The organism is Sphingomonas sanxanigenens DSM 19645 = NX02 (assembly GCF_000512205.2).
Classification (GTDB): Bacteria; Pseudomonadota; Alphaproteobacteria; order Sphingomonadales; family Sphingomonadaceae; genus Sphingomonas_D; species Sphingomonas_D sanxanigenens.
The window spans coordinates 5,148,842-5,175,332 of the sequence record NZ_CP006644.1 but is presented as its reverse complement, the minus strand read 5'-3'; the positions used below and the strand labels follow the sequence as shown (position 1 = coordinate 5,175,332).

23 protein-coding genes are annotated in these 26,491 nt (G+C 68.6%); 13 read left to right on the top strand and 10 right to left on the bottom strand.

Translation table 11 applies throughout. The features are described from left to right. Positions 1-44: 44 nt before the first annotated feature. The 7 genes from cobA to NX02_RS23650 all read right to left on the bottom strand — a co-directional run bounded on the left by cobA (position 45) and on the right by NX02_RS23650 (position 10,293). Complete coding sequence (gene cobA, locus NX02_RS23680; protein WP_025294642.1) at positions 45-839, bottom strand: uroporphyrinogen-III C-methyltransferase; 795 nt, start codon at positions 837-839, stop codon at positions 45-47. Further along, positions 832-3,450 (bottom strand): nitrate reductase, encoded by a 2,619-nt coding sequence (locus tag NX02_RS23675; RefSeq protein WP_025294641.1) that lies wholly within the window; start codon positions 3,448-3,450, stop codon positions 832-834. Before NX02_RS23675 ends, cobA begins: the two co-directional genes overlap by 8 nt. A 154-nt stretch (positions 3,451-3,604) precedes the next feature. Continuing rightward, positions 3,605-3,943, bottom strand: coding sequence for a nitrite reductase small subunit NirD (gene nirD / locus NX02_RS23670; RefSeq protein WP_025294640.1), 339 nt, complete (start codon positions 3,941-3,943; stop codon positions 3,605-3,607). Between the two features lie 4 nt (positions 3,944-3,947). Further along, a complete protein-coding gene (nirB, locus tag NX02_RS23665; RefSeq protein WP_025294639.1) occupies positions 3,948-6,419 on the bottom strand; it encodes a nitrite reductase large subunit NirB in 2,472 nt (823 codons plus the stop codon). A gap of 10 nt (positions 6,420-6,429) precedes the next feature. Further along, entirely contained in the window at positions 6,430-7,665 is a 1,236-nt protein-coding gene (locus tag NX02_RS23660) for an alginate export family protein (RefSeq protein WP_025294638.1), read from the bottom strand. Further along, positions 7,665-8,873 (bottom strand): nitrate/nitrite transporter, encoded by a 1,209-nt coding sequence (locus tag NX02_RS23655; protein ID WP_025294637.1) that lies wholly within the window; start codon positions 8,871-8,873, stop codon positions 7,665-7,667. Before NX02_RS23655 ends, NX02_RS23660 begins: the two co-directional genes overlap by 1 nt. A gap of 529 nt (positions 8,874-9,402) precedes the next feature. Next, entirely contained in the window at positions 9,403-10,293 is an 891-nt protein-coding gene (locus NX02_RS23650; protein WP_025294636.1) for a prephenate dehydratase, read from the bottom strand. A 155-nt stretch (positions 10,294-10,448) separates the two neighbouring features. Here NX02_RS23650 and NX02_RS23645 point away from each other — a divergent pair, with 155 nt between their 5' ends. Together NX02_RS23645 and NX02_RS23640 are read left to right on the top strand one after the other, a co-directional pair. Next, positions 10,449-11,102, top strand: coding sequence for a c-type cytochrome (locus tag NX02_RS23645; protein ID WP_025294635.1), 654 nt, complete (start codon positions 10,449-10,451; stop codon positions 11,100-11,102). 159 nt (positions 11,103-11,261) lie between these two features. Next, entirely contained in the window at positions 11,262-12,047 is a 786-nt protein-coding gene (locus tag NX02_RS23640; protein WP_047099847.1) for a phytanoyl-CoA dioxygenase family protein, read from the top strand. 98 nt (positions 12,048-12,145) lie between these two features. Here NX02_RS23640 and rplT read toward each other — a convergent pair whose 3' ends face one another. Beyond that, the gene (gene rplT, locus NX02_RS23635; protein WP_025294634.1) at positions 12,146-12,523 is read right to left on the bottom strand and encodes a 50S ribosomal protein L20; all 378 of its coding nucleotides are present in this window, start codon (positions 12,521-12,523) and stop codon (positions 12,146-12,148) included. A gap of 15 nt (positions 12,524-12,538) precedes the next feature. Next, the gene (rpmI, locus tag NX02_RS23630; RefSeq protein ID WP_025294633.1) at positions 12,539-12,742 is read right to left on the bottom strand and encodes a 50S ribosomal protein L35; all 204 of its coding nucleotides are present in this window, start codon (positions 12,740-12,742) and stop codon (positions 12,539-12,541) included. 230 nt (positions 12,743-12,972) lie between these two features. Here rpmI and NX02_RS23625 point away from each other — a divergent pair, with 230 nt between their 5' ends. From NX02_RS23625 to NX02_RS23605, 5 genes are read left to right on the top strand one after another with little or no spacing between them, the layout of a single operon-like run. Then, a complete protein-coding gene (locus NX02_RS23625) occupies positions 12,973-16,620 on the top strand; it encodes a response regulator (protein WP_025294632.1) in 3,648 nt (1,215 codons plus the stop codon). A 4-nt stretch (positions 16,621-16,624) separates the two neighbouring features. Next, positions 16,625-17,467: a CheR family methyltransferase gene (locus NX02_RS23620; protein ID WP_025294631.1), complete on the top strand. Its 843-nt coding sequence runs from the start codon at positions 16,625-16,627 to the stop codon at positions 17,465-17,467. Further along, the gene (locus NX02_RS23615; RefSeq protein ID WP_025294630.1) at positions 17,460-18,038 is read left to right on the top strand and encodes a chemotaxis protein CheB; all 579 of its coding nucleotides are present in this window, start codon (positions 17,460-17,462) and stop codon (positions 18,036-18,038) included. Before NX02_RS23620 ends, NX02_RS23615 begins: the two co-directional genes overlap by 8 nt. Continuing rightward, a complete protein-coding gene (locus NX02_RS23610) occupies positions 18,035-19,063 on the top strand; it encodes a diguanylate cyclase (RefSeq protein ID WP_025294629.1) in 1,029 nt (342 codons plus the stop codon). The genes NX02_RS23615 and NX02_RS23610 overlap by 4 nt, the downstream gene beginning before the upstream one ends. 44 nt (positions 19,064-19,107) lie before the next feature. Next, complete coding sequence (locus tag NX02_RS23605; RefSeq protein WP_025294628.1) at positions 19,108-21,285, top strand: AsmA family protein; 2,178 nt, start codon at positions 19,108-19,110, stop codon at positions 21,283-21,285. Between the two features lie 67 nt (positions 21,286-21,352). On the opposite strand, the gene NX02_RS30980 is transcribed toward NX02_RS23605, so the two are convergent. After that, positions 21,353-21,907 carry a DUF2939 domain-containing protein gene (locus NX02_RS30980; protein WP_025294627.1) on the bottom strand — a complete coding sequence of 185 codons (555 nt, stop codon included), beginning with the start codon at positions 21,905-21,907 and terminating at the stop codon, positions 21,353-21,355. 101 nt (positions 21,908-22,008) lie between these two features. Here NX02_RS30980 and mtnB point away from each other — a divergent pair, with 101 nt between their 5' ends. Genes mtnB through NX02_RS23570 form a run of 6 tightly spaced genes read left to right on the top strand, consistent with a single transcriptional unit; the run spans position 22,009 to position 26,487 of the window. Beyond that, on the top strand, positions 22,009-22,635 hold the full coding sequence (gene mtnB / locus NX02_RS23595; protein WP_025294626.1) for a methylthioribulose 1-phosphate dehydratase: 627 nt from the start codon (positions 22,009-22,011) through the stop codon (positions 22,633-22,635). Further along, entirely contained in the window at positions 22,632-23,186 is a 555-nt protein-coding gene (locus tag NX02_RS23590; protein WP_025294625.1) for a 1,2-dihydroxy-3-keto-5-methylthiopentene dioxygenase, read from the top strand. The genes mtnB and NX02_RS23590 overlap by 4 nt, the downstream gene beginning before the upstream one ends. Further along, entirely contained in the window at positions 23,187-23,831 is a 645-nt protein-coding gene (gene mtnC / locus NX02_RS23585; protein ID WP_342671280.1) for an acireductone synthase, read from the top strand. After that, complete coding sequence (gene mtnA / locus NX02_RS23580; protein WP_025294623.1) at positions 23,828-24,874, top strand: S-methyl-5-thioribose-1-phosphate isomerase; 1,047 nt, start codon at positions 23,828-23,830, stop codon at positions 24,872-24,874. The genes mtnC and mtnA overlap by 4 nt, the downstream gene beginning before the upstream one ends. A gap of 25 nt (positions 24,875-24,899) precedes the next feature. Next, positions 24,900-25,577: an extensin family protein gene (locus NX02_RS23575; protein WP_025294622.1), complete on the top strand. Its 678-nt coding sequence runs from the start codon at positions 24,900-24,902 to the stop codon at positions 25,575-25,577. Positions 25,578-25,632: 55 nt separating this feature from the next. Then, a complete protein-coding gene (locus tag NX02_RS23570; RefSeq protein ID WP_039996802.1) occupies positions 25,633-26,487 on the top strand; it encodes an LOG family protein in 855 nt (284 codons plus the stop codon). Positions 26,488-26,491: the final 4 nt, after the last annotated feature.

The following is a 26,491-nucleotide window of genomic DNA, read 5'->3' as shown; positions in this document are numbered from 1 at the left end:
CCGGCCCGATGCTCCTCAGATCATGTCGGGATGACGCCTTGATGTCAGCGCCAGGCCACATCCCCGTCGGCGGCGATCCGGCTGTGGTCGCGCTTCGCCTCGCCGGCCCCCGCCACCGCCTGCCCGATCAGCAGCAGCGCCGGCGCCTCGTCCGCGATCGTTTCCACCGCGAACGGCAGCAGGTCCAGCCGCGTGCGCAGCATCAGTTCGTCGGGGAGGCTGGCGTTGATCACCACCAGCGCGGGGGTGTCCGCCGCCATGCCGTGGGCGATCAGGGCGCGGGCGATTTCGGGGGCGGCGGCGCGGCCCATATAGACGGCGAGGGTCGCGCCGGGGTCGGCGAGCGCCTGCCAGTCGAGGTCGAGGGTTTCGCCGGCGCGGGCGTGAGCGGTGACGAACTGCAGCCGGCGGGCGAAGCCGCGCAAGGTCAGCGAGACGCCGGCGGCGGCCGCGGCGGCGCTCGCCGCGGTGATGCCGGGGCAGATGCGCACGCGCACGCCATGGTCGGTCAGCGCCGCCATTTCCTCCATCGATCGGCCGAAGATCGAGGGGTCGCCGCCCTTCAGCCGCACCACCCGTTCGCCGGCCAGCGCTGCCTCGACGAGCAGGTCGTTGATGCTGCCCTGTTCCTTCGAATGGCGGCCGGAGCGCTTGCCGACGGCCACGCGCCGCACATAATCGGGCACCAGATCAAGCACGCCGGGGCCGACCAGCGCGTCGTAGAACACCACGCTCGCCGCGCGGATCAGCTTCTCGGCCTTACGGGTCAGCAGGTCGGGGTCGCCGGGGCCGGCACCGACCAGCCAGACGTCGCCGCATGCAATCAGGGGATCAACCATTCACCGCCTCCTGGGATTCGCCGATCAGCTTGCTGATCGCTGGGCGGCATGAGCCGCAATTGGTGCCGGCGGAGAGCGCGGCGCCGACCGCCTCGACGCTCGCCAGCCTTTGCTCGGCGATCGTCGCGATCAAGGTCTTGAGCCCGACATCGAAGCAGACGCAGACGATCGGGCCGCGATCGGCCTGCGGCGTGGCGGGGCGGCCCGCGAGCAGCGCCATCGCCGATTCGGGCTCGGCGGCGGCGAGCTGGGCGACCAGCCAGTCGCGGGTCGGCAGGGGGCTTCCGGCGGGGGCGACCATGATCGCCGCCTTCAGCCGATCGCCGTCCAGCACCGCGACGCGATGGCGGCCGCGCTTGGCGTCGCTCGCCTCGATCCGGCTGCCGGCGGGCAGCATCGCGGCGAGGAAGGCCTGCGGATCGCCGTCGCCCGCGAACTCGACCAGCCAGCCCGCACCGGCGCGGATGCGCGTGGCGTAGAGCGCAGCATTGAGGATTTCCGGGCGCGCCGGCTCCTCGGCGGCGACCATGAAGCCGTGCCACGCCGGCGCCACCGCCTCGACCCGCGCCGGCGTCGCCTTGAAGCCGGGCTGGCCGGAATGCGGATCGACCAGCGGGCGCGACAGCAGCCCGGTGCGGCCGCCGGTCGATTGCCGGTCGGTCCAGTGGATCGGCGCGAAGGCCTCGCCGCAGCGCTGGCCGGGCTCGATATGGACGCGATAGACGCTGGCGCCCTGCGGCGTCGCGATGCGGGCGAGCGCACCCTCCGCCAGCCCCAGCGCCAGCGCGTCCTCCGGGTGCAGCTCGACCAGCGGCTCCTGCCGGTGGACGCTGAGCCGCGACGACAGGCCGGTGCGCGTCATCGTGTGCCACTGGTCGCGGTAGCGGCCGGTGTTGAGGGTCATCGGCCAGTCGGCGAGCACCGGCTGGAGCGGCGCCTGCGCCACCGGCAGCAGCCGCGCGCGACCGTCCGGCGTGGAATAAAGGCCATCCGCGAAGGGCCGGCCACCCCAGCGGAACGGCGCCATCGCGTCATAATCGGCGTTGGAGAGCGCGACCTGCGCGCGCAGGTCGAACAGCCGCGTGCCGCCATTCTGGTAGGTGGAGAGGCGGGCATGTTCGCGCCACACATCGGCGGGCCGCTCGAACGCGAAGGCGTTGCGCCAGCCCATCGCGCGGGCGACCTGGGTGACGATCCACCAGTCCGCGCGCGCCTCGCCGGGCATCGCGAAGATCGGGCGCTGGCGGCTGATCACGCGCTCGGAATTGGTGACGGTGCCGTCCTTCTCGCCCCAGCCGGCGGCGGGCAGCTTCACATGGGCGAAGGCGCTGGTGTCGGTGTCGGCGATACAGTCCGAAACGACGACGAAGGGGCAGGCCGCCAGCGCCTCGCGGACGCGGCCGGCATCGGGCATCGATACCGCCGGGTTGGTCGCCATCACCCACAGCGCCTTCACCTTGCCCTCGCCGATGCGGCGGAACAGGTCGACCGCCTTCAGCCCCGGCTTCTCCGCTATGCGCGGCGCCGACCAGAAGCGCTGGACGCGCGCGATAGTGTCGGGCGCGAAATCCATGTGCGCGGCGAGCGTGGAGGCGAGCCCGCCGACCTCGCGCCCGCCCATCGCGTTGGGCTGGCCGGTGATCGAGAAGGGCGCCGCGCCCGGCTTGCCGATGCGGCCGGTGGCGAGGTGGACGTTGAGGATCGCGTTGACCTGATCGGTGCCGCGCAGCGACTGGTTGATGCCCTGGCTGAACATCGTCACCGTCCGCGGCGTGCGCGCGAACAGTTCGTAGAAGCGGCGCAGGTCCGCCGGCGGCACATCGCAGGTCCGCGCGGTGGACCAGAGATCGCACGCGTCGATGATGTCCCAGAAGCCCTCGGGCACGTTGAGGTGCTGTGCAATATATTGCTCATCGCAAATCCCCTCGGCGCGGCAATAAGCGAGGAGGCCGTTCATCAGCGCGACGTCGGCGCCGGGGCGCAGCGGCAGATGGAGGTCCGCGCCCTCGCAGGTCTCGGTGCGGCGCGGGTCGATCACCACCAGCCGGCTGCCGCGCGCGGCGCGGGCGGCCTGGATGCGCTGGTGGACGATCGGGTGGCACCAGGCGCTGTTGGCGCCGACGAGGACGATCAGGTCGGCATCGTCGAGATCGTCATAGCTGGCCGGCACCACATCCTCGCCGAACGCGCGCAGGTGGCCGGCGACCGCGCTCGACATGCACAGCCGCGAATTGGTGTCGATGTTGGCGGAGCCGATGAAGCCCTTCATCAACTTGTTGGCGACGTAATAATCCTCGGTCAGCAACTGGCCGGAGACGTAGAAGGCGACGCTGTCCGGCCCGTAGCGGGCGATGGTATCGGCGAAGCGCCGCGCGACATGGGCGATGGCGCGGTCCCAGCTCGTCCGCCGGCCGGCGATCTCGGGATGCAGCAGCCGGCCTTCGAGGCCGACGGTGTCGCCGAGGTGGGTGCCCTTGGAGCAGAGCCGGCCGGCATTGGCGGGGTGGTCCGGGTCGCCGGCGATGGTCACGCCGCGGTCGCCGGTGGGGGTGGCGAGGATGCCGCAGCCGACGCCGCAATAGGCGCAGGTGGTTTTGATGGCTGTCACCACCCCTCTCCCCTATGGGGAGAGGGATATGCAAGCCGCAGGCTTGCGAGGGAGAGGGGCATGGTCGGGGGCAGAGGCATAGCGCGACTCTGCCTCTCCCCGGCCCTCTCCCCGTAGGGGAGAGGGAGAAGTTCCCTCCCTCCCGCCACGATCGCGATCACGCCGCCAGCCCCAGCGTCGATTGCCGGCAGATCAGCACCCGCCCGCTTGCCACACGCAGCGGTATCGTCGGCGTGCAGCCCTTGTCAGCGCCCTGCGCTTCGCCGGTCGCGAGGCTGATCACCCAGTTGTGCAGCGGGCAGGTCACGCTGTCGCCGTGGACGATGCCCTGGCTGAGCGGCCCCGCCTTGTGCGGGCAGGCGTTGACCAGCGCGTAGACCGTGCCCGCGCCGGTGCGGAACAGGGCGATCTCCTCGCCGCCGGCCACCTTCACGGTGCGGGCGCCGCGCAGCGGAATGTCGGTTTCGGCACCGACGTCGAGCCATTCGGGCATCATCGGATCAGGCTCCTTCGAAGGCGGGAAGCGGACGGATTTCGGCGAGGGGGCGGTGGAGGTTGCGGTCGGCGCCGGCGGCGCGCTGCTCCCACGGATCGTCCTGTGCGAATTGCTGGCTGAACCAGAAGCGCGAGGCGAGGCTGTCGCGCCCCTCCTCATCCTCCACCACCCGCGCCTTGATATAGGCAAGGCCGACGCGCTCGATCCACGGCGCGGTGCGCTCCAGATAGCGCGCCTCCTCGCGATAGAGCTGCACGAAGGCGGCGGCATAATGCATCGCCTCTTCCTCGGTGCCGACCTTCACGAGGAAGTCGGTGGCGCGGACGTGGATGCCGCCATTGCCGCCGACATGCAGTTCGTAACCGCTGTCGACGCAGACCACGCCGAAATCCTTGATCGTCGCCTCGGCGCAGTTCCGGGGGCAGCCGCTGACCGCCATCTTGAACTTGTGCGGCATCCAGCTGCCCCAGAAGCCGCGTTCAAGCTTCACGCCGAGCCCGGTCGAATCCTGCGTGCCGAAGCGGCACCATTCGGAACCGACGCAGGTCTTCACCGTGCGCAGCGCCTTGCCATAGGCGTGGCCGGAAACCATGCCGGCGGCGTTGAGATCGGCCCATACCGCGGGCAGATCTTCCTTCCTGATGCCGAAGATGTCGAGCCGCTGGCCGCCCGTCACCTTCACCATCGGCGCGTCATATTTCTCGACGACATCGGCGATCGCGCGCAGTTCCTGCGGGGTGGTGAGCCCGCCCCACATCCTGGGCACCACCGAATAGGTGCCGTCCTTCTGGATGTTGGCGTGCATCCGCTCGTTGACGAAGCGGCTCTGCTGGTCGTCGACATAGTCGGCGGGGTTGGCGCAGAGCAGGTAGTAGTTGAGCGCCGGCCGGCACGAGGCGCAGCCATCGGGCGTCGACCAGTGCAGCTTCTGCATCACCTCGGGGATCGAGGCCATGTTCTGCAGCACGATCTCGCGGCGGACGTCGTCATGGCCGAAGCTGGTGCATTTGCACATCGTCTTGACCGCGCGCGCGCCGGCATAATCGTCGCCGAGAGTCAGCGCGAGCAGGCTTTCGACGAGGCCGGTGCAGGACCCGCACGAGGCCGATGCCTTGCAGCTGCCGCGCACCGCGTCGAGCGTGCAGGCGCCGCCCTGGATGGTGGCGACCACCTTGCCCTTGGAGACGCCGTTGCAGCCGCAGATCTCGGCATCGTCCGAGAGCGCCGCAACGGCCGCCTTAGGGTCCGCCGCGCCGCCTCCGGCGGCGAAGGCCTGGCCGAAGATCAGCGCATCGCGGACGTCGGAGATATCCTCGCCCTTCCTGAGCAGGTCGAAATACCAGCTGCCGTCCGCGGTATCGCCATAGAGCACCGCGCCGACGACGCGGTCGTCCTTCACCACCACGCGCTTGTAGACGCCGCGCGCGGCGTCGCGCAGCACGATGTCCTCCGTGCCGTCCCCGCCCGAAAAGTCGCCCGCGGAGAACACGTCGATGCCGGAGACCTTGAGCTTGGTCGAGGTGACCGAGCCCCGATAGCCGGTGCAGCCGGTGGTGCAGCCGTCCGCCAGCGCGCGGCACATCTCCCACAGCGGCGCGACCAGCCCATAGACCTGGCCGCGATGCTCCACGCATTCGCCGACCGCGAGGATCGCCGGATCGGAGGTGACCATATCGTCATCGACCTGGATGCCGCGGCCGACCGCGAGGCCGGCGTCGCGCGCCAGCGCGGTGTTGGGGCGGATGCCCACCGCCATCACCACCAGGCTCGCCGGGATCTCGCGACCGTCCTTCAGCCGCACGCCTTCGACCTTGCCGTCGCCGACGATCTCGGCGGTGTCGGCGCCGGTGATGATCGTCTGGCCGCGGCCTTCGAGCGCGGTCTTGAGCAGCCAGCCCGCCGCCTCGTCGAGCTGCCGCTCCATCAGGGTCGGCATCAGGTGCAGCACCGTCACCTTCATGCCACGCAGCGACAGGCCATGCGCCGCCTCCAGCCCGAGCAGGCCGCCGCCGATCACCACCGCGTCGCCGCCCTGCGCCGCGGCGGCGAGCATCGCATCGACATCGGCCATGTCGCGAAAGCTGATCACGCCCGGCAGGTCCTTGCCCGGCACCGGGATGATGAAGGGATCGGAACCGGTGGCGATCAGCAGCCGGTCGTAGGAGACGGTCCTGCCCGCCTTCGACGTCACCGTCTTCGCGGCGCGGTCGATCGCCGTCACGGGGTCCGCCGCGATCAGTTCGATGCCATGATCGAGATACCAGCTCCGATCGTTGATCACGATCTCGTCGAAGCGCTTCTCGCCCGCGAGCACCGGTGAGAGCATGATGCGGTTATAGTTCACATGCGGTTCGGCGCCGAAGATCGTCACCTTGTAGCGGTGCGGATCGCGCGCGAGGATTTCCTCGACCGCGCGGCAGCCGGCCATGCCGTTGCCGATCACGACGAGATGGTCGCGGTGGTGAATGTGGGTCATGGCTGGATCCTCACAGGACATAGTCGAGTTCGAGCCACAGCTTCGTCGTATCGGTCGCGAAGCGGTTGGCGTCATAGGCGGCGAATTTGGCGAGGAGGCTGATCCGCTTGCTCGGCTTCACGCCGATCTGCGCGTTCCATTCGGTGCCGTAGTCGATCGACAGCCGGTCGCTGTCGAAGCGGTGCCAGGCGACGAGCAGGCTCACCGGCCCCGCTGGTGTCTTCGGCAGCGCATAACCGGCGCTGGCATAGAGGTCGCGGATGCCGTTGGCGGGCGTCGTCAGGAACTTGTCCGCCCAGCCCTGGAATTTGTGGGCGGTGGCGAGCGGCGTCTGGAAGGCGGTGCCGGCGCCGCCCCTGTCCCTGCCCTGGCCCCGGCCCGCGCCCAGCACCTCATAGCCGCCGGTCAGGGTGACGCCGGCGGCGGTCAGCGCCGCCTCGCCCAGCCAGTAATCGGCGCGATAATCATTGGGGTTGCCCTGCCAGTCGGACTGGCGGGCGTAGCTGGCGATCAGGCCAAGCTTGACCGTGTCGCCCAGCGGGAAGGCGCCGACCGCGCGCACGCCATAGGTCTGGCTGGAAAACTGGCGCTTCCCCGGCTCATCCTGATCGATGAGGAAGGTCAGCCCCTTCACCGTCACCGGCCCCAGCTTCACACCGGCGCTAGCCAGCAGGTTGTCGCCGGAGATGGCTTGGGTTGCGCTGTCGATGCCGAAGATGGTGCGATCGGACCAGGCATAGGTGATGTCGAGCATCACCGGGCCGAGCGCCTGGCTTTCGAGGCGGACGGCGTCGAAGGTCTGTTCGTTCTGCCGCCACGCCACCGAACCGACGAAGCGCTGGTCGTCGAGGTTGATGCGCTGGCGGCCGACCGTCAGCACCGTCTTCGGCAGCCCGCGATACTGGAGCTGGAGGCGGTTGAGCTCGACCGTCTGGGGATCGGCGACGGTCGGGAACAGCGTCTTGCCGTTGGTGGTGCTGTTGTAGCGGCCGGAGATCGCCAGGGTCGCCTCGGCCTCGGCCAGCACCGCGAAGGCGCCGCGCCTGTACTCGAAGCCGCTGCGCATGCGGGCGGTGACCGCATCGGCGTCGCGCGGCAGCCCATCCTGATCGACGCCCTCATAGCGCAGGCGGGCGTCGACAATCGGGGTGAAGCCGGCCGCCGCACTTTGGGCCGTCGCCTGGGCGGTGGCCGCGGCCGGGGCGGCAAGCGCCCCGACCGCGACGAGGGCATGGAGTCCGCGCATCAGATCCGCGCGCCGGCAAGCGCCGCGCCCCAGGTCCGCTGCCAGCGGCGGCGCACCAATGTGAGGCTGCCGAGCGCCACCACGGCCAGCGCCGCGAACACCAGGAAGCCGAGCTGCGGGCTGCCCGTCACCTGCTTGGCGAGGCCGAGCGAGGAGGCGAGGTAGAAGCCGCCGACGCCGCCGGCGAAGCCGACCAGCCCGGTCATCACGCCGATTTCCTTGGCGAAGCGCTGCGGCACGAGCTGGAACACCGCGCCGTTGCCGGCGCCCAGCGCCAGCATCGCGACCACGAACAGCCCGAGCGCGATCGGCAGGTTGGCCGGGCCGGTGCTGATCGCGGCGAGCGTGACCGCCGCCAGCGCATAGACCAGCATCAGGGTACGGGTGCCGCCGATCCGGTCCGCCAGCGCGCCGCCCATCGGCCGCACCATCGATCCGGCGAACACGCAGGCGGCGGTGCAGTAGCCGGCGACGATCGTGGTCAGCCCGAACTGGTCGGTGAAATAGATGCTGAGCGAGGCGGAAAGGCCGACGAAGCCGCCGAAGGTGACGCCGTAGAACAGCATGAACCACCAGGCATCCGCCGTCTTGAGCGGTTCGAGATAGGCGGTGAAGGGCTTGGGGGCGGGCTGGTTGGGCGCATCCTTGGCGAGCACCAGATAGATGACGAAGACGATGGCGAGCGGGATCGCGGCGAGGCCGAGCACCGCGTTCCAGCCGAACGCCTTGGCGAGCGCGGGGGCGAACAGCGCGGCCAGCACCGTGCCCGAATTGCCCATGCCGGCGATGCCGAGCGCGGTGCCCTGATGCTCGGCCGGATACCAGCGGCTGGCGAGCGGCAGCGCGACCGCGAAGCTGGCGCCGGCAAAGCCGAGGATCACGCCGACCGCGATCGTGCCGAGGAAGCTGTGGACGCCCAGGCCCCACGCGGTGACCAGCCCCGCGATCACCACCACCTGGTTGATCGCGCCGGTGCGCTTGGGGCCGATCTTGTCGACCAGCAGCCCGTTGACCAGCCGCAGGATCGCGCCGGCCAATGTCGGCACCGCGACCATGAAGCCCTTTTGGGCCGCGCTCAGCCCGAGGTCCTTGGCGATATCCGGTCCCAGCGGCCCGAGCAGCACCCAAACCATGAAGGCGAGGTCGAAATAGAGGAAGGCTGCGAACAATGTCGGGCGATGGCCCGCATTCCAGAATCCCTTGTTCATCGAACGGCTCCGCGCTGCTCTGCGGACCCCGGCTGGCGACCCCCACGCCAAGACCGATCCGCAAGAGGGCATGAAAAAAGCCGCCTCGAAGCGCGGCCATTGGGGGACCGGTTCGGGCGGCGTCTTTGCCTTGCGCGCTCCTCGGGAGCGGCGCGCCGGCCATGCCCCTCGTTGGACCTGACCGGTTATGAATCTTCCGAACGTCAGTGCTCGGACGTCATGAAGCTGTCATGGATATACATATCGCGCAAGCCGATTCTTTTGCGATGCAGCAATTGCACGCACGTCGATTTCACAACGGCGCAGGGAAGTCTCGGGTAGAAGTTTCGGGGACATAATATGAAACTCCACGGCCCTGGGTGCATGGCCATCGAAAAACGAGTTTCATATTATGTCCCAGAAATTGGATGAAATCGCGCGCGACCGCGTCGCGTCCCGGCATCTCCGGTCGCTGGCGGTGGCGTCCATTCGTTCTTCCCTTCGTGGACGGAAGATGGGGTCGGCAGGTCGATCCTGCGCCGCGGTGGGTTCAGCCCCGCTTGCGTGCCTGCGGATAGGTACCGAGGATGCGCACCCATTTGGTGTGGAACTTCAGTTCCTCCAGCGCGCGGCTGAGCGTGGGATCGTCGGGATGCCCCTCGATATCGCAGTAGAATTCGGTGGCCGCGAAACTGGCGCCGCGCTGGTAGCTTTCCAGCTTGGTCATGTTGAGGCCGTTGGTCGCGAAGCCGCCCAGCGCCTTGTAGAGCGCGGCAGGCACGTTCTTCACTTCGAAGATGAAGGTCGTCACGAACGGGCCGGGGCCCGTTACCGTGCCTGAATCCCGCGCGAGGACGACGAAGCGCGTCATGTTGTGCGCGGCGTCCTCAAGCCCGGTTTCCAGGATCGGCAGGCCATAGGTCTCCGCGGCGAGCGGCGGCACGATCGCGCCGATTCGGGGATTGCCCAGTTCCGCGACGAGCGCGGCCGCGCCGGCGGTGTCGGGATAGGGAATCGGCCTGATGCCGCGCGCGCGCAGCCAGTTGCGGCACTGGCCCAGCGCCTGCGGATGGCTCATCGCCTCGACGACCGCGGCATCGGGCGTGAGGCCGACGAGGCAATAATGGATGCCGAGGAAATGCTCTCCGGTGATTACCAGCCCCGATTCGGGCAGCAGGAAGTGCATGTCCGCCACGCGGCCGTGCAGCGAATTCTCGATCGGGATCATCGCGCAGTCGGCGCGCCCCTCGCGAACGGCGTCGATCGCATCCTCGAAGCTGAAACAGGGCAGCGGCAGCGCATCGGGAAAGGCCTGCGCAACCGCGATATGCGAGTTGGCGCCGGGCGCGCCCTGGAAGGCGACGGCGCGCTGCGGCTCGCGCGCTGCGGCCTCGATCATGCCGGCGACGATCGGCCGGGCGGGGGCGGGATAGCTTTCCATGGTGGCGTGCGCGCTTAGCCACCCCTTCGCGCGTCCGCAAGCACGCGCATGCGCAAAGCGCACGCCGTCTGGCGCTTGCGCGCCCGCACGGCCGATTCTATGGGAACTCATAGGCCTGCAGGGACGGGCTGCTAACGAGAGAGGTTCGGGGGCGCATGGACAATCGCTTCAATACGATCGCGGGCTGGGTTCTCGCCGGGGGTATCGCGGCGTTGGGGCTCTCGATCCTGACGGGCGAATATTTCCATCCCGAGCGGCCCGAGAAGATGGGCTACCCCATCGAGGGCGTCGAACTGGAAGGCGAAGGCACTGCCGCGGACGCCGGGCCGCCGATCGAGACGCTGCTCGCCAGCGCGGATGGGGCCAAGGGTGCCGAGGTATTCAAGAAGTGCGCGGCCTGTCACACGATCAACCAGGGCGGCGCGAACGGTATCGGCCCCAATCTGTACGGCACGATGGGTGAGCCGATTGGCCAGGGCAAGGGCGGTTTCGCCTTCTCCGATCCGCTGAAGGCGGTCGGCGGCAATTGGGACTGGGCGAAGATGAACGCGTGGCTCACCTCGCCGCGCAAGTTCGCGCCGGGCACCAAGATGACCTTCGCTGGCCTCTCCAAGCCGGAAGATCGCGCCAATCTGATGGTCTATCTCAACCAGCAGGGATCCAACCTGCCGTTGCCCGCGGCTCCGGCGGCAGCCGCGGCGCCCGACGGCGATGCGGCGGCAGCCGAAGCCAATGGCGGCGGCAACAACGAAGCCGCGGCGGCGCCGGAAGGCAATGACGCCGAGCCGGCGGCCAACGCGTCGGAATAAAACTGAACCCGCGATTCGCCGACCTTACGGAGCCGTGATGACGATCTTCTCGCTTCGCTTGCGCTGAACTCCGGCCGCGGCCTCTCCCGAGGCCGCTTCCTGTGCACCGCCCCGCCGGCCCCGCCGGATCGGGGGCAAGCAAGCTGCGAGATCGTTTTCATGCCTTTCGTCCCTGACGCCGCGCACGGTTTGCGCGCGCACGCCATCGACCAGTTCATCGCCCGCGGCTTCGTCCGCATCGACCAGGCCTTTTCCCCCGAGACCGCCCGGGCGGCGCGCGAGATCCTGTGGCGCGATCTGCCGGGCACGCCCGACGATCCGTCAGGCTGGCGCCAGCCCGTCGTCCGTCTTGGCCATTATGCCCAGCCGCCCTTCCAGGAAGCGGCGCGGAGCCCGGTGCTGGAACGCGCCTTCGACCAGCTCGTCGGCCCCGGCCGCTGGCAGCGCCTGGGCGCGCTCGGCACGTTTCCCGTGCGCTTCCCCTTGCCCGACGATCCCGGCGATACCGGCTGGCATATCGATGTCAGCTTCGGCACCGACGCGCCCGATTTTCTCGACTGGCGCGCCAATGTCTTCAGCCGCGGCCGCGCGCTGCTGCTGCTGTTCCTCTTCTCCGACGTCGGCATCGACGATGCGCCGACGCGGATCCGGGTGGGATCGCATGTCGACATCGCCCGCGCGCTGGCGCCGGCCGGCGACGCCGGGCTGACGTTGCGCGAACTGGCTGCAGGCAATTTCGGCGGATCGGACGGGCGGCCGGAGGTGCCGGCTGTCGGCCGCGCGGGCAGCGTCTATCTGTGCCACCCGTTCCTCGTCCATTCGGCGCGGGCGCACCGCGGCAGCGAGCCGCGCTTCCTTGCGCAGCCGCCGCTGCTGCCCGCCGACCCGGCGGCGCGCGTGCTGCGCGCGGATGGCGACACGCCGATCGAGCGCGCCATTCGCTGACGCCATTCGCTGACAAGGAAAAGGCGCCGGCGGGAGATCCCACCGGCGCCTCTATCTTTTCAAGGGGTCGGCAGGGTCACCCGCGCCGGCCTCGGCCTTCAGGCAGCGACGCGCGCGCCTTCGGGAAGAGCGGCCTTCGCCTGCGCGATGATCGCGCTGAACGCCTCACCCTCATGCATCGCGATATCGGCCAGGACCTTGCGGTCGAGGTCGATGCCGGCGAGCTTGAGGCCGTGCATGAACACGCCGTAGGTCAGGCCTTCGGCGCGCACGGCGGCGTTGATGCGCTGGATCCACAGCGCGCGGAAGTTCCGCTTCTTAACCTTGCGGTCGCGATAGGCGTACTGCCCCGCCTTCTCCACCGCCTGGCGGGCGATGCGGATGGTGTTCTTGCGACGGCCATAATAGCCCTTCGCCTGGTCGAGGATGCGGTTGTGCTTCGCCCGCGTCGTCGTACCGCGTTTTACACGTGCCATTCGTCAGTGCTCCTCTTAGCGCAGGCCGTAGGGGGCCCAGGCCTTGACCGTCGCCGTATCGGCTTCGGACAGGACAGAGGTGCCGCGGTTCTGGCGGATATACTTGCCGTTGTGGCTGATCAGGCGGTGGCGCTTGCCGGCCACGCCGTGCTTGATCTTGCCCGTCGCGGTGATCTTGAAGCGCTTCTTCACACCGCTCTTGGTCTTGAGCTTGGGCATTTTCGTCTCCTTATGATCGACGATCGCGGACGGCCTCGGCAGCCCATTACAGCCGGACAGTCCCTTGAATCGCGGAAAGTGGGCCCCTTAAGGGAAGCGGGCCGCCAATGCAACGGTGCGAATCGGCGGGTTTCGGGCGTTCGGCCCGATAGGGTGGATAGTCTGGACATCGCCGGGGGGCGCCGTCAGACATTCCCGCATTGCCCCATCGTTTCCCGAAGGCCTTTGCCATGCCCGACGCGCGCCCGACCTCGACGACCGACAGCGTGGGGGACGAGACCCGGCACGGTGACAACTGGCTGCAGCGCATTTCGGTCCGCTGGAAGCTGATCGCGGCGTTCGGCCTGTTGCTCCTGATGATCCTCGCCACGCGCGGGATCAACATCGTCGTTCAACAGAACCTGGCCGACGCCAGCCGCTGGGCGGCCCACACCCATGTCGTGCTGCGTGCGTTCGATCGGTTGCGCCTTGCGGCGGCCGACAGCGAAGCCGGGCTGGAGGATGCGATGGTGCTGCGCGGCGCGGCGGCGCGCCGGCAGGTGGATAGCGGGCAGGGCGAGTTCGACGAGGCGGTTGCGGCGCTGGACCGGCTGACCGCGGACAATCCCACGCAGCAGCAGCGGTTGCAGCGGATCATGACCCTGGTCGACGATTGGCGCACCAACGCGGTTGTGCCGATGCAGGCGGCGATCCGGCGCGGCGATTCGCCCGAGACCATCGAACGGTTGCTGCTGCGCGGGCGGGGCATCCGCGACCGGCTGCTGGGCGAGATCGAGCGGGGGCAGCGCGACGAACAGCGTTTGCTCGAGGTTCGCAACGCGCGGATGAACCGGCTGCTGTCGCTCGTCCAGACGATCGGCTGGATCACCCTCGCGATCGGCATAGCCATCGTGCTGCTGTCGCTGCGCTTCACGCAGCGGCAGGTGGTCGAGCCGCTGACCCGCACCGCCGAGCTGATGAGCCGGTTGGTGCGCGGCGATCGCGATTTCGCGGTCGAAGGCGTTCGTCGCGGCGATGAACTGGGCGAACTGGCGCGCGGGCTGACCCGGTTCCAGGGCCATCTCGCAGAACTGGATCGCGTGGCGACGGTCAAGACCGGCGTCGCCGAAACGATGACGGCGATCCAGTCGACCGATGGCATCGACGATTTCACGCAGCGGTTGTTGCAGGCGCTGATCGGATGCCTGCAAGCGCAGATTGCCATCCTCTACATACCCGAGGCCGATGGGGAGACGCTGCGATTCGCCGGCGGGATCGGGCTCGATGCAGACGCCGCCCGCGGTCTGCGATTCCGGCCGGGCGAAGGGCTGGTGGGCCAATCCGCCGCAAGCCGGCAGCCGGTACGGCTGAACGACCTGCCGTCCGATTATTTCCGCATCCGCTCGGGCAGCGGAGAGATCGCGCCCACGACGGTGTGGATCGTTCCCGTCCTCGTTCGGGGGCGGCTGATGGCGGCGCTCGAGTTCGCGTCGGTCGCGCCGTTCGACGAGAAGGACCAGGCCTTCCTGAACGAGCTGCTGCCGGTGCTGGGCGTTTCGATCGAGAATCTCATGCGCGCGCGGCGGACGCAGGAGCTGCTGTCCGAAACGCAGGCGCAGGCGATCGAGCTCAAGGCGTCCGAGGAAAGCCTGCGCACGCAGGAAGAGGAACTGCGGGCAACCAACGACGCGCTGCAGGCCAACGCCCGGCGGCTGCGCGCCTCCGAAGAGGAATTGCGCACGCACACCGAGGAATTGGAGGCCTCCAACGAGGAATTGCGCCAGCGCACCGATCAGCTCGCCGCGGAGAAGCGCCGGGTGGAGATCGCGCAGGCCGAGATCGAGGCCAAGGCGCGCGACGTGGAGCAGGCCAGCCGCTACAAATCCGAATTCCTCGCCAATATGAGCCATGAGCTGCGCACGCCGCTCAACAGCCTGCTGATCCTCTCGCGCGAACTGGCGCAGAACCGCAGCGGCAATCTGGGGCCGGACGATGTCGAATCGGCGCAATATGTTCATGAGGCGGGCGCCAGCCTGCTGCGGCTCATCAACGACATCCTCGATCTGTCCAAGATCGAATCGGGCCGGATGGAGCTTGCGGTGCACGAGCTGCGGCTGGGCGACCTCGCCGGCGAACTGTTGCGCCATTTCCGCCACGTCGCTGCCGAGAAGGCGCTGACGCTGGACGTGACGGTGGAGGATGGCGCCCCCGAGGCGATCCGCACCGACACCGCGAAGCTCAGCCAGATCACCAACAATCTGCTGAGCAACGCGTTCAAGTTCACCGGCACCGGCGGGGCGGTGGTGGTGACGATCGGCCGCGCCGCCGCCGAGGGCATGATCCGGATCGCGGTGCAGGACAGCGGTATCGGCATTCCCGAAGACAAGCTTTCCAAGGTGTTCGAGGCGTTCGAGCAGGTCGATGCCAGCACCAGCCGGCAATATGGCGGCACCGGACTGGGGCTCGCGATCGCGCGCAACCTGGCACGCGCGCTGGGCGGCGACCTGACCCTCGAGAGCAGGCTGGGCGAGGGCAGCCGCTTCACGCTCACCTTGCCCGAGCGGATCGAGGCGGTGTCGACGGTGGCGCCGTCGCTGCCGGCGCCGGCCCCGTCCGCCTCCACCTCCGCCCCCACCCCCACCGCTGCCCCCGTACAGCCCGCCAAGCGCACCGATCCGCCCGCGATTCTGTCTCCGGGCGGCGACGTCGTCCCCACCGACGTCGTCGGCGACGACCGGCGGCTGATCCAGCCGGGGGCCGCCGTGATCCTGATCGTCGAGGACGATCTGCGCTTCGCGAAGATCATGCTCGATGTCGTGCGGTCCAAAAATTATGCCGGGCTCGTCGCCGGCGACGGCGAGAGCGGCATCGCGCTCGCGCGCCGCTACAAGCCGCGCGGCATCCTGCTCGACGCGATGCTGCCCGGCATGGATGGCTGGACGGTGATTGAGCGGCTGAAGGAGGATGATGGCACCCGCCACATCCCGGTGCATTTCATCTCCGCGACCGACGAGGCGCCGCGTGCGCGCGCGCTCGGCGCGATCGGCTTCCTCACCAAGCCGGTCACGCGTGAGGACATCGCCGACGTGTTCGGCCGGTTCGAGCATTATGCGGGTGAGCGGATGCGCCGGGTGCTGGTGGTCGAGGATGATGAGGGCGTGCGGCTGTCCGTCCGCAAGCTGATCGCGGCCCCGGGGCTCGAGATCGTCGAGGCCGGGGCGGGCGCCGAAGGGCTCGCGCGGCTGGCGGAGGCGCCGTTCGACTGTATCGTGCTCGACCTGGGGCTGCCCGACATGGACGGCTTCACCTTCCTGGCGGAAGCGCGCGCGCATGGCGAGATCCCGCCGGTGGTGGTCTATTCGGGCCGCGACCTGACGCCGGAGGAAAATCTGCGCCTGCACGAATATACCGACAGTGTCGTCATCAAGGGCGCGCGCTCGGTCGACCGGCTGGTCGACGAGGTCAGCCTGTTCCTCCACGCGGTGCGCGCGCCCTCGCCCGAGCAGGGCAAGACCGGCTCGCTTGCGGGGCGCAACGTGCTGATCGTCGACGACGATGTGCGCAACCTCTACGCACTGGCCAAGGCGCTGCGCGCGCAGGGGCTCGTCGTGCGCGTGGTGCAGGGCGGCCAGCAGGCGCTTGACCTGCTCGATGGCGAGAACGAGATCGAACTCGTGCTGATGGACATCATGATGCCGGGAATGGACGGCTATGAGACGATGCGGCAGCTGCGCCAGCGGCCGCGCTATCGCGACATCCCGATCATCGCGCTCACCGCGAAGGCGATGATGGACGATCGCCAGAAATGCCTCGACGCCGGCGCCAGCGACTATCTGCCCAAGCCGATCGACCTCGACCGGCTGCTGTCGCAGGCGCAGGTCTGGCTCGGCAGCCGCTGACGCCATGATCGCGGACGATCTGGACGAGGAGGCGATCGAGGTCGATCTGTTCCTGCTCGCGCTGCAGCGGCGCCACGGCTACGACCTGCACCATTATGCGCAGGCCTCGCTGCGCCGCCGGGTGAAGCAGGCCGCGGTGACGCTGGCCGGCGGCAGCATCCTCGACCTCACCACGCGGATGCTGCGCGAACCCGCGCTGCTGACCGAGATCATCGCCGGCATCTCTGTGCCGGTGTCCGAGATGTTCCGCGATCCGTTCGTCTTCCGCACGTTGCGCGACGAAGTGCTGCCGGTGCTCGCATCATGGCCGCGCATCGTGATCTGGCAGGCGGGCTGCGCGCATGGCGAGGAGACCTATTCGCTCGCCATCCAGCTGGAAGAGGCCGGGCTCTACGACCGGACGACGATCCACGCGACCGACTTCAGCACGCTCGCGCTCGAGCGCGCGAGGGAGGGCATCTACCCGCTGCGCTACGCGCGCGATTATGCGCGATCCTATCTCGAAGCGGGCGGGCAGCGCAGCTTCACGGATTACTGTCGCGCCGGCTACGAGCATATCAAGATGGATGATCGGCTGCGCCGCAACATCCACTTCCACAACCACAATCTGACGGTGGATGGGCCGTTCTGCGAGGCGCAGCTGATCCTCTGCCGCAACGTGCTGATCTATTTCGACAATGTGCTGCAGGACCAGGTGGTGGGCCTGTTCGCCAGCAGCCTCGCGCGGGGCGGCTTCCTGTGCCTGGGCACCAAGGAAAGCCTGCAGTTCACCGCGAGCGCGGCGCAACTCGAGCCCGTCGACAAGCGCGCCCGGATCTTCCGCAAGACCGAGGTCCGGCGTGACTGATCCGTCGGCGGGCGCGATCGTGATCGGCTGCTCCAGCGGCGGCATCCGCGCGCTCTCCAGCCTGTTCGCGCAATTCTCGCCCCGGATCGCGCGGCCGGTGCTGGTCGTCTGCCACTTCAGCTCGGACGATGTCTCCGGGCTGTGCGACCTGCTGGGGCATCATTCGACGCTGCCCGTGGCCGAGGCGCGCGAACGCCATTATCCGGACGCGGGCACGATCTATGTCGCCCCCGGAAACTATCATTTGCACATCGAATCCGACGGCCGCTTCGCGCTCTCGGTCGATGCGCGGGAGTGCTACAGCCGGCCCTCGATCAACATACTTTTCGAATCCGCATCATGGACTTATCGGGAAAAATTGATCGGAATCATATTGACGGGCGCGAACGATGATGGTGCACGGGGGCTGAGCTCGGTACGCCAGAGACGGGGAATCTCCATCGTGCAATTGCCTGAGGAAGCGGAAGCTCCCGAAATGCCCTCGGCTGCGCTTGCGGTCGCCGGAGCCGATTTCCTGCTGCCGCTTGCCGAGATCGGCGGCGTGGTCAGCGACATTTGCCTGAACGCATGACGTTGCCGCAGGATCGGCCCAAGATCCTCATGGTGGATGATCAGCCGGCGAACCTCCACGCGCTGCGCAAGCTGCTCGCGCATTCGGGGGCGGATCTGATCGAGGCGCACAATGGCGAGGAGGCGCTGCTCGCCTGCCTGGAGCATGAGTTCGCGCTGATCCTGCTCGACGTCCACATGCCCGGCATCGACGGCTATGAGGTCGCGACCTCGATCCTCGACGGGGACGAGCAGCACAACACGCCGATCATCTTCCTGACCGCCGCCTACGATACCGACCTGCACCGCATGCGCGGCTATCAGGCGGGCGCCGTCGATTACATCGCCAAGCCGATCGACGATTATATCCTGACCGCCAAGGTTCGGATCTTCCTCGACCTGTGGATCGCGCGGCGGCGCGAGCAGGAACTGGCCAAGCAGCTTGCCGAGCGCAACGTCCAGCTCCATCGCGAGATCGCCGAGCGCGAGAGGGCGGAGGCCGCGGCGCGCCACCAGGCGATCCACGATCCGCTGACCGGGCTGCCCAACCGGCTGTTCTTCGTCGACAAGTTCGAAAAGGCGCTCGCGGTCGGCAGCACGCGGAACGTGCTGATCGCGGTGTTCTATATCGACATCGACGGCTTCAAGCCGGTCAACGACACCCATGGTCATGCCGCGGGCGACGAACTGCTCAGGCAGATCGCCGACCGCCTGCGGACGAAGGTGCGCAAGGCCGACGCCATCGCCCGCCTGGGTGGCGACGAGTTCGCGATGATCGTCGAGGGGCTGGCCGGCGTGGAGCCGATCGCACGCATCGGCACCGCCGTGTGCGAGGCGATGGGCGAACTGTTCGTGCTGCCCGACGGCGCCCCGGTGAAGATCGGTGCCAGCGTCGGCGTGGCGGTCTATCCGATGCACGGCGCCTCGCGCGACCTGCTGCTGCGCGCTGCCGACGATGCGATGTATCGCGCCAAGCGTGCCGGCCGGAACCGGGTGGAGTTCGCGTCGCCGCCGCCCGCCGCGCCGCCGCAGCAACCGCCCGAATAGAAACGCCGGCGGAACTTGGGGCCCGCCCCATCGGTTTCAAGTCGATGGCCGAGGCAGATCCCCAGCTGGGCGTCTCCGACGACGCTCTGGACGCCGCCGCAAGAAAAGCGGCAGCGAAGCGCAATCGCGCCTCCGCCGCCATCCGCCGGCTGCCGCCCGGTCCTGTTGCCGCCATCCTGTCGATCATCGCCACGATCATCGGGCTGGTCGTGCTGGCGTGGGCGGTCCTCTACATCACGAAGGGCCGTTTCCTGAAGCATCCGTTCGAACGGATGACCAGCAGCCTGTCTGCGCGGCAGGTGCGCGTCGCGGGCGATTTCCAGCTCTACTTCAACCCGATCAACATCAAATTCTATGCCGAGGGGCTGACCGTCTCCAACCCGCAATGGGCGAAACGGCGCAATTTCTTCGCCGCCGACCGGATCGACACCAACATCTCCACCTTCACCCTGATCTTCGGCAGCAGGCGCGTGAACTGGCTGGACCTGACCAACGGCGACGTTGCGCTCGAATGGGATGATGCCGGCCGGCGCAACAGCTGGACGTTTGGCGATCCGGACGCGAAGGGCGCGCCGCTGGAGATCCCCCTGATCCGCCGCGCGACGATCGCCGGCACGCAGGCCCATTATCGCGACCCGAAGATGCAGGTGGAGATCGACGTCAAGGTCGATACCGTCAAGGCCACCAACACCCGCTTCGACAATGATATCCGCTTCGCCGGCGGCGGCGTGCTGCGCGGTGAGCCCTTCGACCTGTCGGGCAGCCTGATGTCGCCCGACGAGACGCTGGCGGGCGGCCGCAACCAGTTCGCGCTGGCCGCCAACGCCGGCCCGACGCGGATGACCGTATCCGGCACATTGCCCGGCGCGACCGAGATCGAGGGTGCCGATCTGAAGCTCGGCGTGCGCGGTCCCAACGTCAGCCTGCTGTTCGACCTGATCGGCATCGCCGTGCCCGACACGCGCGCCTACCGGTTCGATTCGCGCCTCACCAAGGATGGCGGCGCCTGGAAATTCACGCGCATCAACGGCCTGTTCGGCGCGAGCGACCTTGCCGGCAGCATGACCATCACCATGCCCGAAGATCGGCTGAAGCTGGATGCCGATCTGTCGACGCGGACGATCGACATCATCGATATCGGCCCGTTCATCGGTTACGAGCCCAGCGCCGCGGCGAAGGGTGAGGCCGGGATCGTCGAGACGGTGGGCGGCACGCCGCGGCTGCTGCCGGATGCGCCGCTGCGCATCGAGGCGATCCGCGGGTTCGACGCGCATGTCGTCTACAAGGTGCGCCGCGTGCGCGCCGAGAGTTTCCCGGTTTCGGATATCGCGCTCACGCTCGACCTCGACCGCAGCCTGCTGACGCTGTCGCCGCTGACCTTCACCATGGCGCGCGGCCGCGTCGCGTCGGACATCGTCATCAATGCGCGGCGCAATCCGGCCTTCACCGATTATGACATCCGCCTGTCGCCGACACCGATGGGCGTGCTGCTTGCAGGCTTCGGCGTCGAGCAATCGGGCACCACCGGCACGCTCAGCGCGCGGGTGAAGCTGTCGGGCGCCGGCAACAGCGTGCATGACTCGCTCGCCAGTTCCAACGGGCGGATCGCGGTGATCCTGCCGCGCGGCACCTTCTGGACCCGCAATATCCAGCTCAGCGAGCTCGATATCGGCACCTTCGTGTGGAAGATGTTCCAGGACAAGTTGAAGAAGCCCGTGCAGATCAACTGCGGCCTGATCGCCTTCACCGTGCGGGATGGCATCGCCGCCGCCGACCCGATCCTGATCGACACCGACAAGAATGTGATGCTCGGCCGCGGCGGATTCAGCTTCAAGAACGAGTCGCTGGACCTCGCCTTCCGCGCGGATTCGAAGAAGTTCAGCCTGTTCGCCGGCCAGTCGCCGGTCGGCATCAACGGCTATTTCGCGCGACCCGGGTTCAGCCCGCTCAGCCCCGAACTGATGGGCCGCGCGGGCGCCGGGCTCGGCCTCGCCATGATTGCCGCCCCACCGGCGGCGGTGCTGGCGTTCGTCGATGTGGGTGACGCCAAGTCCGCCGCGTGCGGCCCGGTGCTGGCGGGCGCCGCCGCCGCCGCCCAGCGCACGACCAAGGGCGAACGGCGCGACGATGTCGGCCGCGGAACCACCGCGAAGGGCGAGGACGGCAAGCGCACCGGCGGCGAGCGCAAGTCGCAGGAGAAGAAGTTCTTAGGGATATTCTGAGGGCGTGCCGGTTCGGCCCCGCCTCTTCACGGCAGCGCGATGACGGGCGCTTCTCCGCAGGCCGGCTTCAGATCGTCGCCGCGTCATGCTCTTCCGCTGCCCCGCCCTCGCGGGGCATGTCGATGCCGACGAGCTTCCAGCCGAGCCCGTCGCGCCGGAAGATCAGTTCGCCCTTGCGGTCGCGCGGCGAGACGCGGAATTCGGAGAGCGAGCGGCGGTCGATCTGCGGGCTCTTGCCCAGCTTCATCCGCAGCGGCTCCGGTTCCGAGCCGTCGTCGACGATCATCTCGCTGGCGAACACCCGGCGCAGCGCGTTGGGCGTGATCAGCGCATCGACCGCGCGATCGACGAGCGGGCCGCCGAAGGTTGCTGCCAGCGCGCCGAGCCCGCTGTCGCGGCCGCCCGCATGGTCCGCCAGCTCGTCGGTCAGCTCGGCGGCGATCGCCGCGCGGAAGGCGGGGAAATCGACATAGGTGGAAAGCGTGGCGGCGTCGCGATCGTCGGCGGCGCGCTGCATCTGGCGCAGCGTCCATACCGGCGAACCATAGAACCAGCCGGCGGCGCCGAGCACCAGCAGCAGCAGCGCGGCGACGCCGATGAGGATGAGCCGAATCCGTTTCATCGCTTTCCTTCTCCGGCACCGCGGCCACCTCTTGCCCGCCCCTCTTAGCAGACGGCGCCGCACTGTCATCGCGGCGTCATCGCGATTATGCAGGGGGCGGCATGCTATGTCCCGATCTTGAACAGGCGACCGCGGCGATCATCGCCGTCGGCCGCGCCTTCGACGCGCGCAACTGGGCGCCCGCCACCAGCGGCAATTATTCGATCCGGCTGGCCGACGGCCGCGTCGCGATCACCGTTTCCGGCCGTCACAAGGGCCGCCTGACCAGCGATGACGTGATGACGGTGGATCTCGACGGGCGCGCGCTCGACGGCAAGAAGCCCTCGGCCGAAACCGCGCTCCATGCGATGCTCTACCGTCGCTTTCCCGAGGTGGGATCGGTGCTGCACAGCCACAGCCCGGCGAGCGTCGGGATGACCCGCGCGCTTCGCGGGGCCACCGGCTGGACGGTCGCCGGGCATGAGCTGATGAAGGCGTGGCCCGGCGTCGGCACGCACGACCATGCGGTGACCCTGCCGATCGTCGACAACAGCCAGGACATGGCGGTGATCGCGGCGGCGATCGATCCGCTGCTGGTTGCCGCGGGCGACCCGCCTGCCTATTTCATCCGCGGCCACGGCCTCTATGGCTGGGGGCGTGACATTGCCGAGGCCGAACGCGTCGTCGAGGCGACCGAATGGCTGATCGAGGCGGAGCGCGCAGAGCGCGCTTTCAGGAGCATGGCATGAGCCGTCTGGAAATCTTTGCCGAGGCCGATGCGGTGACGCCGCTCGCGGTGCATGAGGATGGCGCCGCGATCGCCACGGCGCTGGCCGACATCGGCGTCCGCTTCGAACGCTGGCAGGCCGATGTCGCGCTGGCGGAGGATGCCGACGATGCGGCGGTGATGGCCGCCTATGCCGGCGCGATCGAGCGGCTGAAGGCGGAGGGCGGCTATCGGGCGGTCGATGTCGTCAGGATGAAGCCCGACCATCCCGATCGCGCGGTGCTGCGGCGCAAATTCCTCGCGGAACATGTCCATGGCGAGGATGAGGTCCGCTTCTTCGTCGAGGGCGAGGGGTTGTTCACGCTGCGCGCCGACGGCCGTGTGTTCAACATGCTGTGCGTGCGCGACGACCTGATCTCGGTGCCCGCGGGCACGCGCCACTGGTTCGATATGGGCCCGGCGCCGCGCTTCACCGCGATCCGGCTGTTCACCAACCCCGAGGGCTGGGTGGCGCGCTTCACCGGCGACGACATCGCCGAACGCTTCCCCCGCCACGCGCGGGTGGCCGCCTGAATGGCGATGCGTGCGCGTGCGGTGCTGACCGACATCGAGGGGACGACGAGCAGCATCGCCTTCGTCGCCGACACCCTCTTTCCCTACGCGCGCGAGCGCATGGCCGGTTATGTCGCGGCGAACGCGGCGGCGGTGGCGCCGATCCTCGCCGACGTGCCGGGTGAGAACATCCCCGCCAAGCTGGCGACGCTCGCCGCCTGGATGGACATCGACGCCAAGGAAACCCCGCTCAAGGCGCTACAGGGGATGATCTGGGCGGATGGCTATGCGGACGGCGCGCTCAAGGGCCATGTCTATGCCGATGCGGCCGAGGGCCTGCGGCGCTGGAAGGCGGCGGGGCTCAATCTCTACGTCTATAGCTCGGGCTCGATCGCGGCGCAGAAGCTGATCTTCGGCCACAGCATCGAAGGCGATCTGACGCCCTTGTTCTCGGGCTATTTCGATACGACCACGGGCCCCAAGCGCGAGACGAAGTCCTATGCGCGGATCGCCGACGCGATCGGGCTTCCCGCCGCCGACATCCTGTTCCTCTCCGATATGCCCGCCGAGATCGCGGCGGCGCGGGCGGCGGGCATGGCGGCCATCCTCGTCGACCGCACGGGCGATGCCGGCGATGTTTCATCCTTCGCGGAGATCGAACCATGAAGCTCGACGGCGCCGAGATCCGCTCGATCGTCCGCACGCCGGACGGCCGCGGCGTGCGCATCCTCGACCAGCGCAAGCTGCCGTGGGAGGTGCTGTGGGTCGAACTGCGCAGCGCCGCCGACGCCGCGCGCGCGATCCGCGAGATGTGGACGCGGGGCGCGCCGCTGATCGGCGTGACCGGTGCCTACGGGCTGGCGATGGCGCTGGCCGAGGATCCGTCCGACGCGAGTCTGGCCGCCGCATATGCGATGCTGGTCGAGACGCGGCCGACCGCGGTCAACCTGCGCTGGGCGCTCGACGAGGTGCGGACGGCGGTCGCGCCGCTGGCGCCGGCGGCGCGCGCGGGGGCCGCGTTCGTGCGCGCAGAGGCGATCGCCGATGAGGATGTCGCGCTCAACCATGCGATCGGCGTCCATGGGCTCGATCTGCTGCGCCACCTCAGCGCCGCCAATCCCGGCCGGCCGCTCAACATCCTCACCCATTGCAACCCCGGCTGGCTCGCGACCGTCGCTTATGGCACCGCGACGGCGCCGATCTACCTCGCGCATGACGCGGGCATCGACCTGCATGTGTGGGTGGACGAGACGCGGCCGCGCAACCAGGGCGCCTTGCTCACCGCGTTCGAACTGGCCAATCACGGCGTCCCGCACACCGTGATCGCCGACAATGCCGGCGGCCTACTGATGGCGCGGGGGCAGGTGGATGCGGTGATCGTCGGCACCGACCGCGTCACCGCCAATGGCGATGTCTGCAACAAGATCGGCACCTATCTGAAGGCGCTGGCGGCGCATGATTGCGGCGTGCCCTTCTATGTCGCGATGTCCTACACGACGATCGACCGCGGCACGCCGAGCGGCGACGTGGTGCCGATCGAGGATCGCGACGGCGACGAACTGGCGCTGCTCGCCGGCCCGGCGGGCGATGGCGCGATCGGCACGGTGCGCGTGACCGCCTCGCCGGCCTATAATCCGGCATTCGACGTGACGCCGGCACGGCTCGTCACGGGCTATCTTACCGAACAGGGGCTTCTGACCGAGATTTGATCCACCTGCCTGCCCTCGGAACCGCATGATCCCCAACCGCCTGCCGATCCTCGCCGCGATGATGCTGGCGCTGCTGCTCGCCGGCTGCGGCGGGGGCGGCGGGCGTGATCGCCGCGAGCCCAGCCGCCGCAGCGCGCCGGCGCAGCCCGCGCTGCCCGGCATCGAATCGCGCGAGATCAGGCAGTGCATGGCGCGGATGGGCGCCGCCGGCTTCCAGTTCACGCCGCTGCCCGATCGCCGCTTCGGCGGCGCGTGCGAGGCGCGCGGGTCGGTCCAGTTGCAGAATGTCGGCGTGCCGATCAGCAATCTCGGGGCGATGCGCTGCCCGCTGGCGGAGACCTTCGCCGCCTGGTCGCGCCATGCGGTGCTGCCGGCGGCGCGCGCCTATCTCGGCACCGAGGTCGTCAGGATCGAGAGCTTCGGCACCTATAGCTGCCGCAACATCAACGGCGCGTCGGGCGGGCGGCTGTCGCAGCATGCCTTTGCCAACGCCGTCGACATATCCGGCTTCGTGCTCGCCGATGGCCGGCGGATCACGGTGCTGGACGGGTGGAACGGCCGGGACGAATCGGTCCGCCGCTTCCTGCGCCGTGTCCATGAATCGGGCTGCAAGCGGTTCAGGACGACATTGGGCCCCGAATATAACGCGCTTCACGCCAACCATTTCCACTTCGACATGGGGCGCGGACCGTTCTGCAAATGACGACTCGCGGGGCGGGCACTTTCGGGACGATCCACTTTCGCCTAACGGACGGGGCATGACCGAAAGAAAGATTCCGAACCGCACCTTTCCCCGCGCCGCGCAGGATGCGGAAGCGGCGAAGCATGTCGTCAGCACGCCGCAGACCGAGCATCCCGCCTACCGCCTCGCCTTCCAGGACATGGATTTCCTGCTCCGCGAGGATCTGCGGCCGGTGCGCTTCCAGCTCGAGCTGCTGAAGCCCGAACTGATGCTCGACGAGGCGAACATCGCCTCGATGTTCGTGTTCTACGGCTCGGCGCGCATTCCGGAGCCCGCGAAGGCGCACGCCCTGCTCGATCTCGCCACCGACGAGGCCGGCCGCAAGGTCGCCGAGCGGCTGATCGCCAAGTCGAGATATTATGACGTCGCCCGCGAACTCGCGCAGCTGGCGAGCCAGACGCCGCCCGACGAGAGCGGCAAGCGCCACTTCGTCGTCTGTTCGGGCGGCGGCCCCTCGATCATGGAAGCCGCCAATCGCGGCGCGGTCGACATGGGGCAGGAGACGGTGGGCCTCAACATCACGCTGGAGCATGAGCAGGCGCCCAACCCCTATGTGACGCCGTCGCTGTCCGTCCAGTTCCACTATTTCGCGCTGCGCAAGATGCACTTCCTGCTGCGCGCCCGCGCGCTGGCGGTGTTTCCGGGCGGCTTCGGTACGTTCGACGAGCTGTTCGAGGCGCTGACGCTGGTGCAGACCGGCAAGGTCAGCCCGATTCCGATCCTGCTGTTCGGCAGGGAATTCTGGGATCGCGTCGTCAATTTCGAGGCGCTGGCCGAGGAAGGCGTGATCTCCGCGCGCGACCTCAACCTGTTCCGCTTCGTCGAGACCGCGGACGAGGCCTGGGCGATCGTGCAGGACTTCTACGCCTGAGACG

Excerpts from the sequence above, each read along its gene's own strand:
- NX02_RS23660 (WP_025294638.1), bottom strand. The coding sequence starts at position 7,665 with ATGCGCGGACTCCATGCCCTCGTCGCGGTCGGGGCGCTTGCCGCCCCG.
- NX02_RS23640 (WP_047099847.1), top strand. The coding sequence starts at position 11,262 with ATGCCTTTCGTCCCTGACGCCGCGCACGGTTTGCGCGCGCACGCCATC.
- NX02_RS30980 (WP_025294627.1), bottom strand. The coding sequence starts at position 21,907 with ATGAAACGGATTCGGCTCATCCTCATCGGCGTCGCCGCGCTGCTGCTG.
- mtnA (WP_025294623.1), top strand. The coding sequence starts at position 23,828 with ATGAAGCTCGACGGCGCCGAGATCCGCTCGATCGTCCGCACGCCGGAC.
- rpmI (WP_025294633.1), bottom strand. The coding sequence starts at position 12,742 with ATGCCCAAGCTCAAGACCAAGAGCGGTGTGAAGAAGCGCTTCAAGATC.
- NX02_RS23590 (WP_025294625.1), top strand. The coding sequence starts at position 22,632 with ATGAGCCGTCTGGAAATCTTTGCCGAGGCCGATGCGGTGACGCCGCTC.
- rplT (WP_025294634.1), bottom strand. The coding sequence starts at position 12,523 with ATGGCACGTGTAAAACGCGGTACGACGACGCGGGCGAAGCACAACCGC.
- cobA (WP_025294642.1), bottom strand. The coding sequence starts at position 839 with ATGGTTGATCCCCTGATTGCATGCGGCGACGTCTGGCTGGTCGGTGCC.
- NX02_RS23605 (WP_025294628.1), top strand. The coding sequence starts at position 19,108 with ATGGCCGAGGCAGATCCCCAGCTGGGCGTCTCCGACGACGCTCTGGAC.
- nirB (WP_025294639.1), bottom strand. The coding sequence starts at position 6,419 with ATGACCCACATTCACCACCGCGACCATCTCGTCGTGATCGGCAACGGC.
- NX02_RS23575 (WP_025294622.1), top strand. The coding sequence starts at position 24,900 with ATGATCCCCAACCGCCTGCCGATCCTCGCCGCGATGATGCTGGCGCTG.
- NX02_RS23570 (WP_039996802.1), top strand. The coding sequence starts at position 25,633 with ATGACCGAAAGAAAGATTCCGAACCGCACCTTTCCCCGCGCCGCGCAG.
- NX02_RS23610 (WP_025294629.1), top strand. The coding sequence starts at position 18,035 with ATGACGTTGCCGCAGGATCGGCCCAAGATCCTCATGGTGGATGATCAG.
- NX02_RS23625 (WP_025294632.1), top strand. The coding sequence starts at position 12,973 with ATGCCCGACGCGCGCCCGACCTCGACGACCGACAGCGTGGGGGACGAG.
- mtnC (WP_342671280.1), top strand. The coding sequence starts at position 23,187 with ATGGCGATGCGTGCGCGTGCGGTGCTGACCGACATCGAGGGGACGACG.
- nirD (WP_025294640.1), bottom strand. The coding sequence starts at position 3,943 with ATGATGCCCGAATGGCTCGACGTCGGTGCCGAAACCGACATTCCGCTG.
- NX02_RS23620 (WP_025294631.1), top strand. The coding sequence starts at position 16,625 with ATGATCGCGGACGATCTGGACGAGGAGGCGATCGAGGTCGATCTGTTC.
- NX02_RS23645 (WP_025294635.1), top strand. The coding sequence starts at position 10,449 with ATGGACAATCGCTTCAATACGATCGCGGGCTGGGTTCTCGCCGGGGGT.
- NX02_RS23650 (WP_025294636.1), bottom strand. The coding sequence starts at position 10,293 with ATGGAAAGCTATCCCGCCCCCGCCCGGCCGATCGTCGCCGGCATGATC.
- mtnB (WP_025294626.1), top strand. The coding sequence starts at position 22,009 with ATGCTATGTCCCGATCTTGAACAGGCGACCGCGGCGATCATCGCCGTC.
- NX02_RS23655 (WP_025294637.1), bottom strand. The coding sequence starts at position 8,873 with ATGAACAAGGGATTCTGGAATGCGGGCCATCGCCCGACATTGTTCGCA.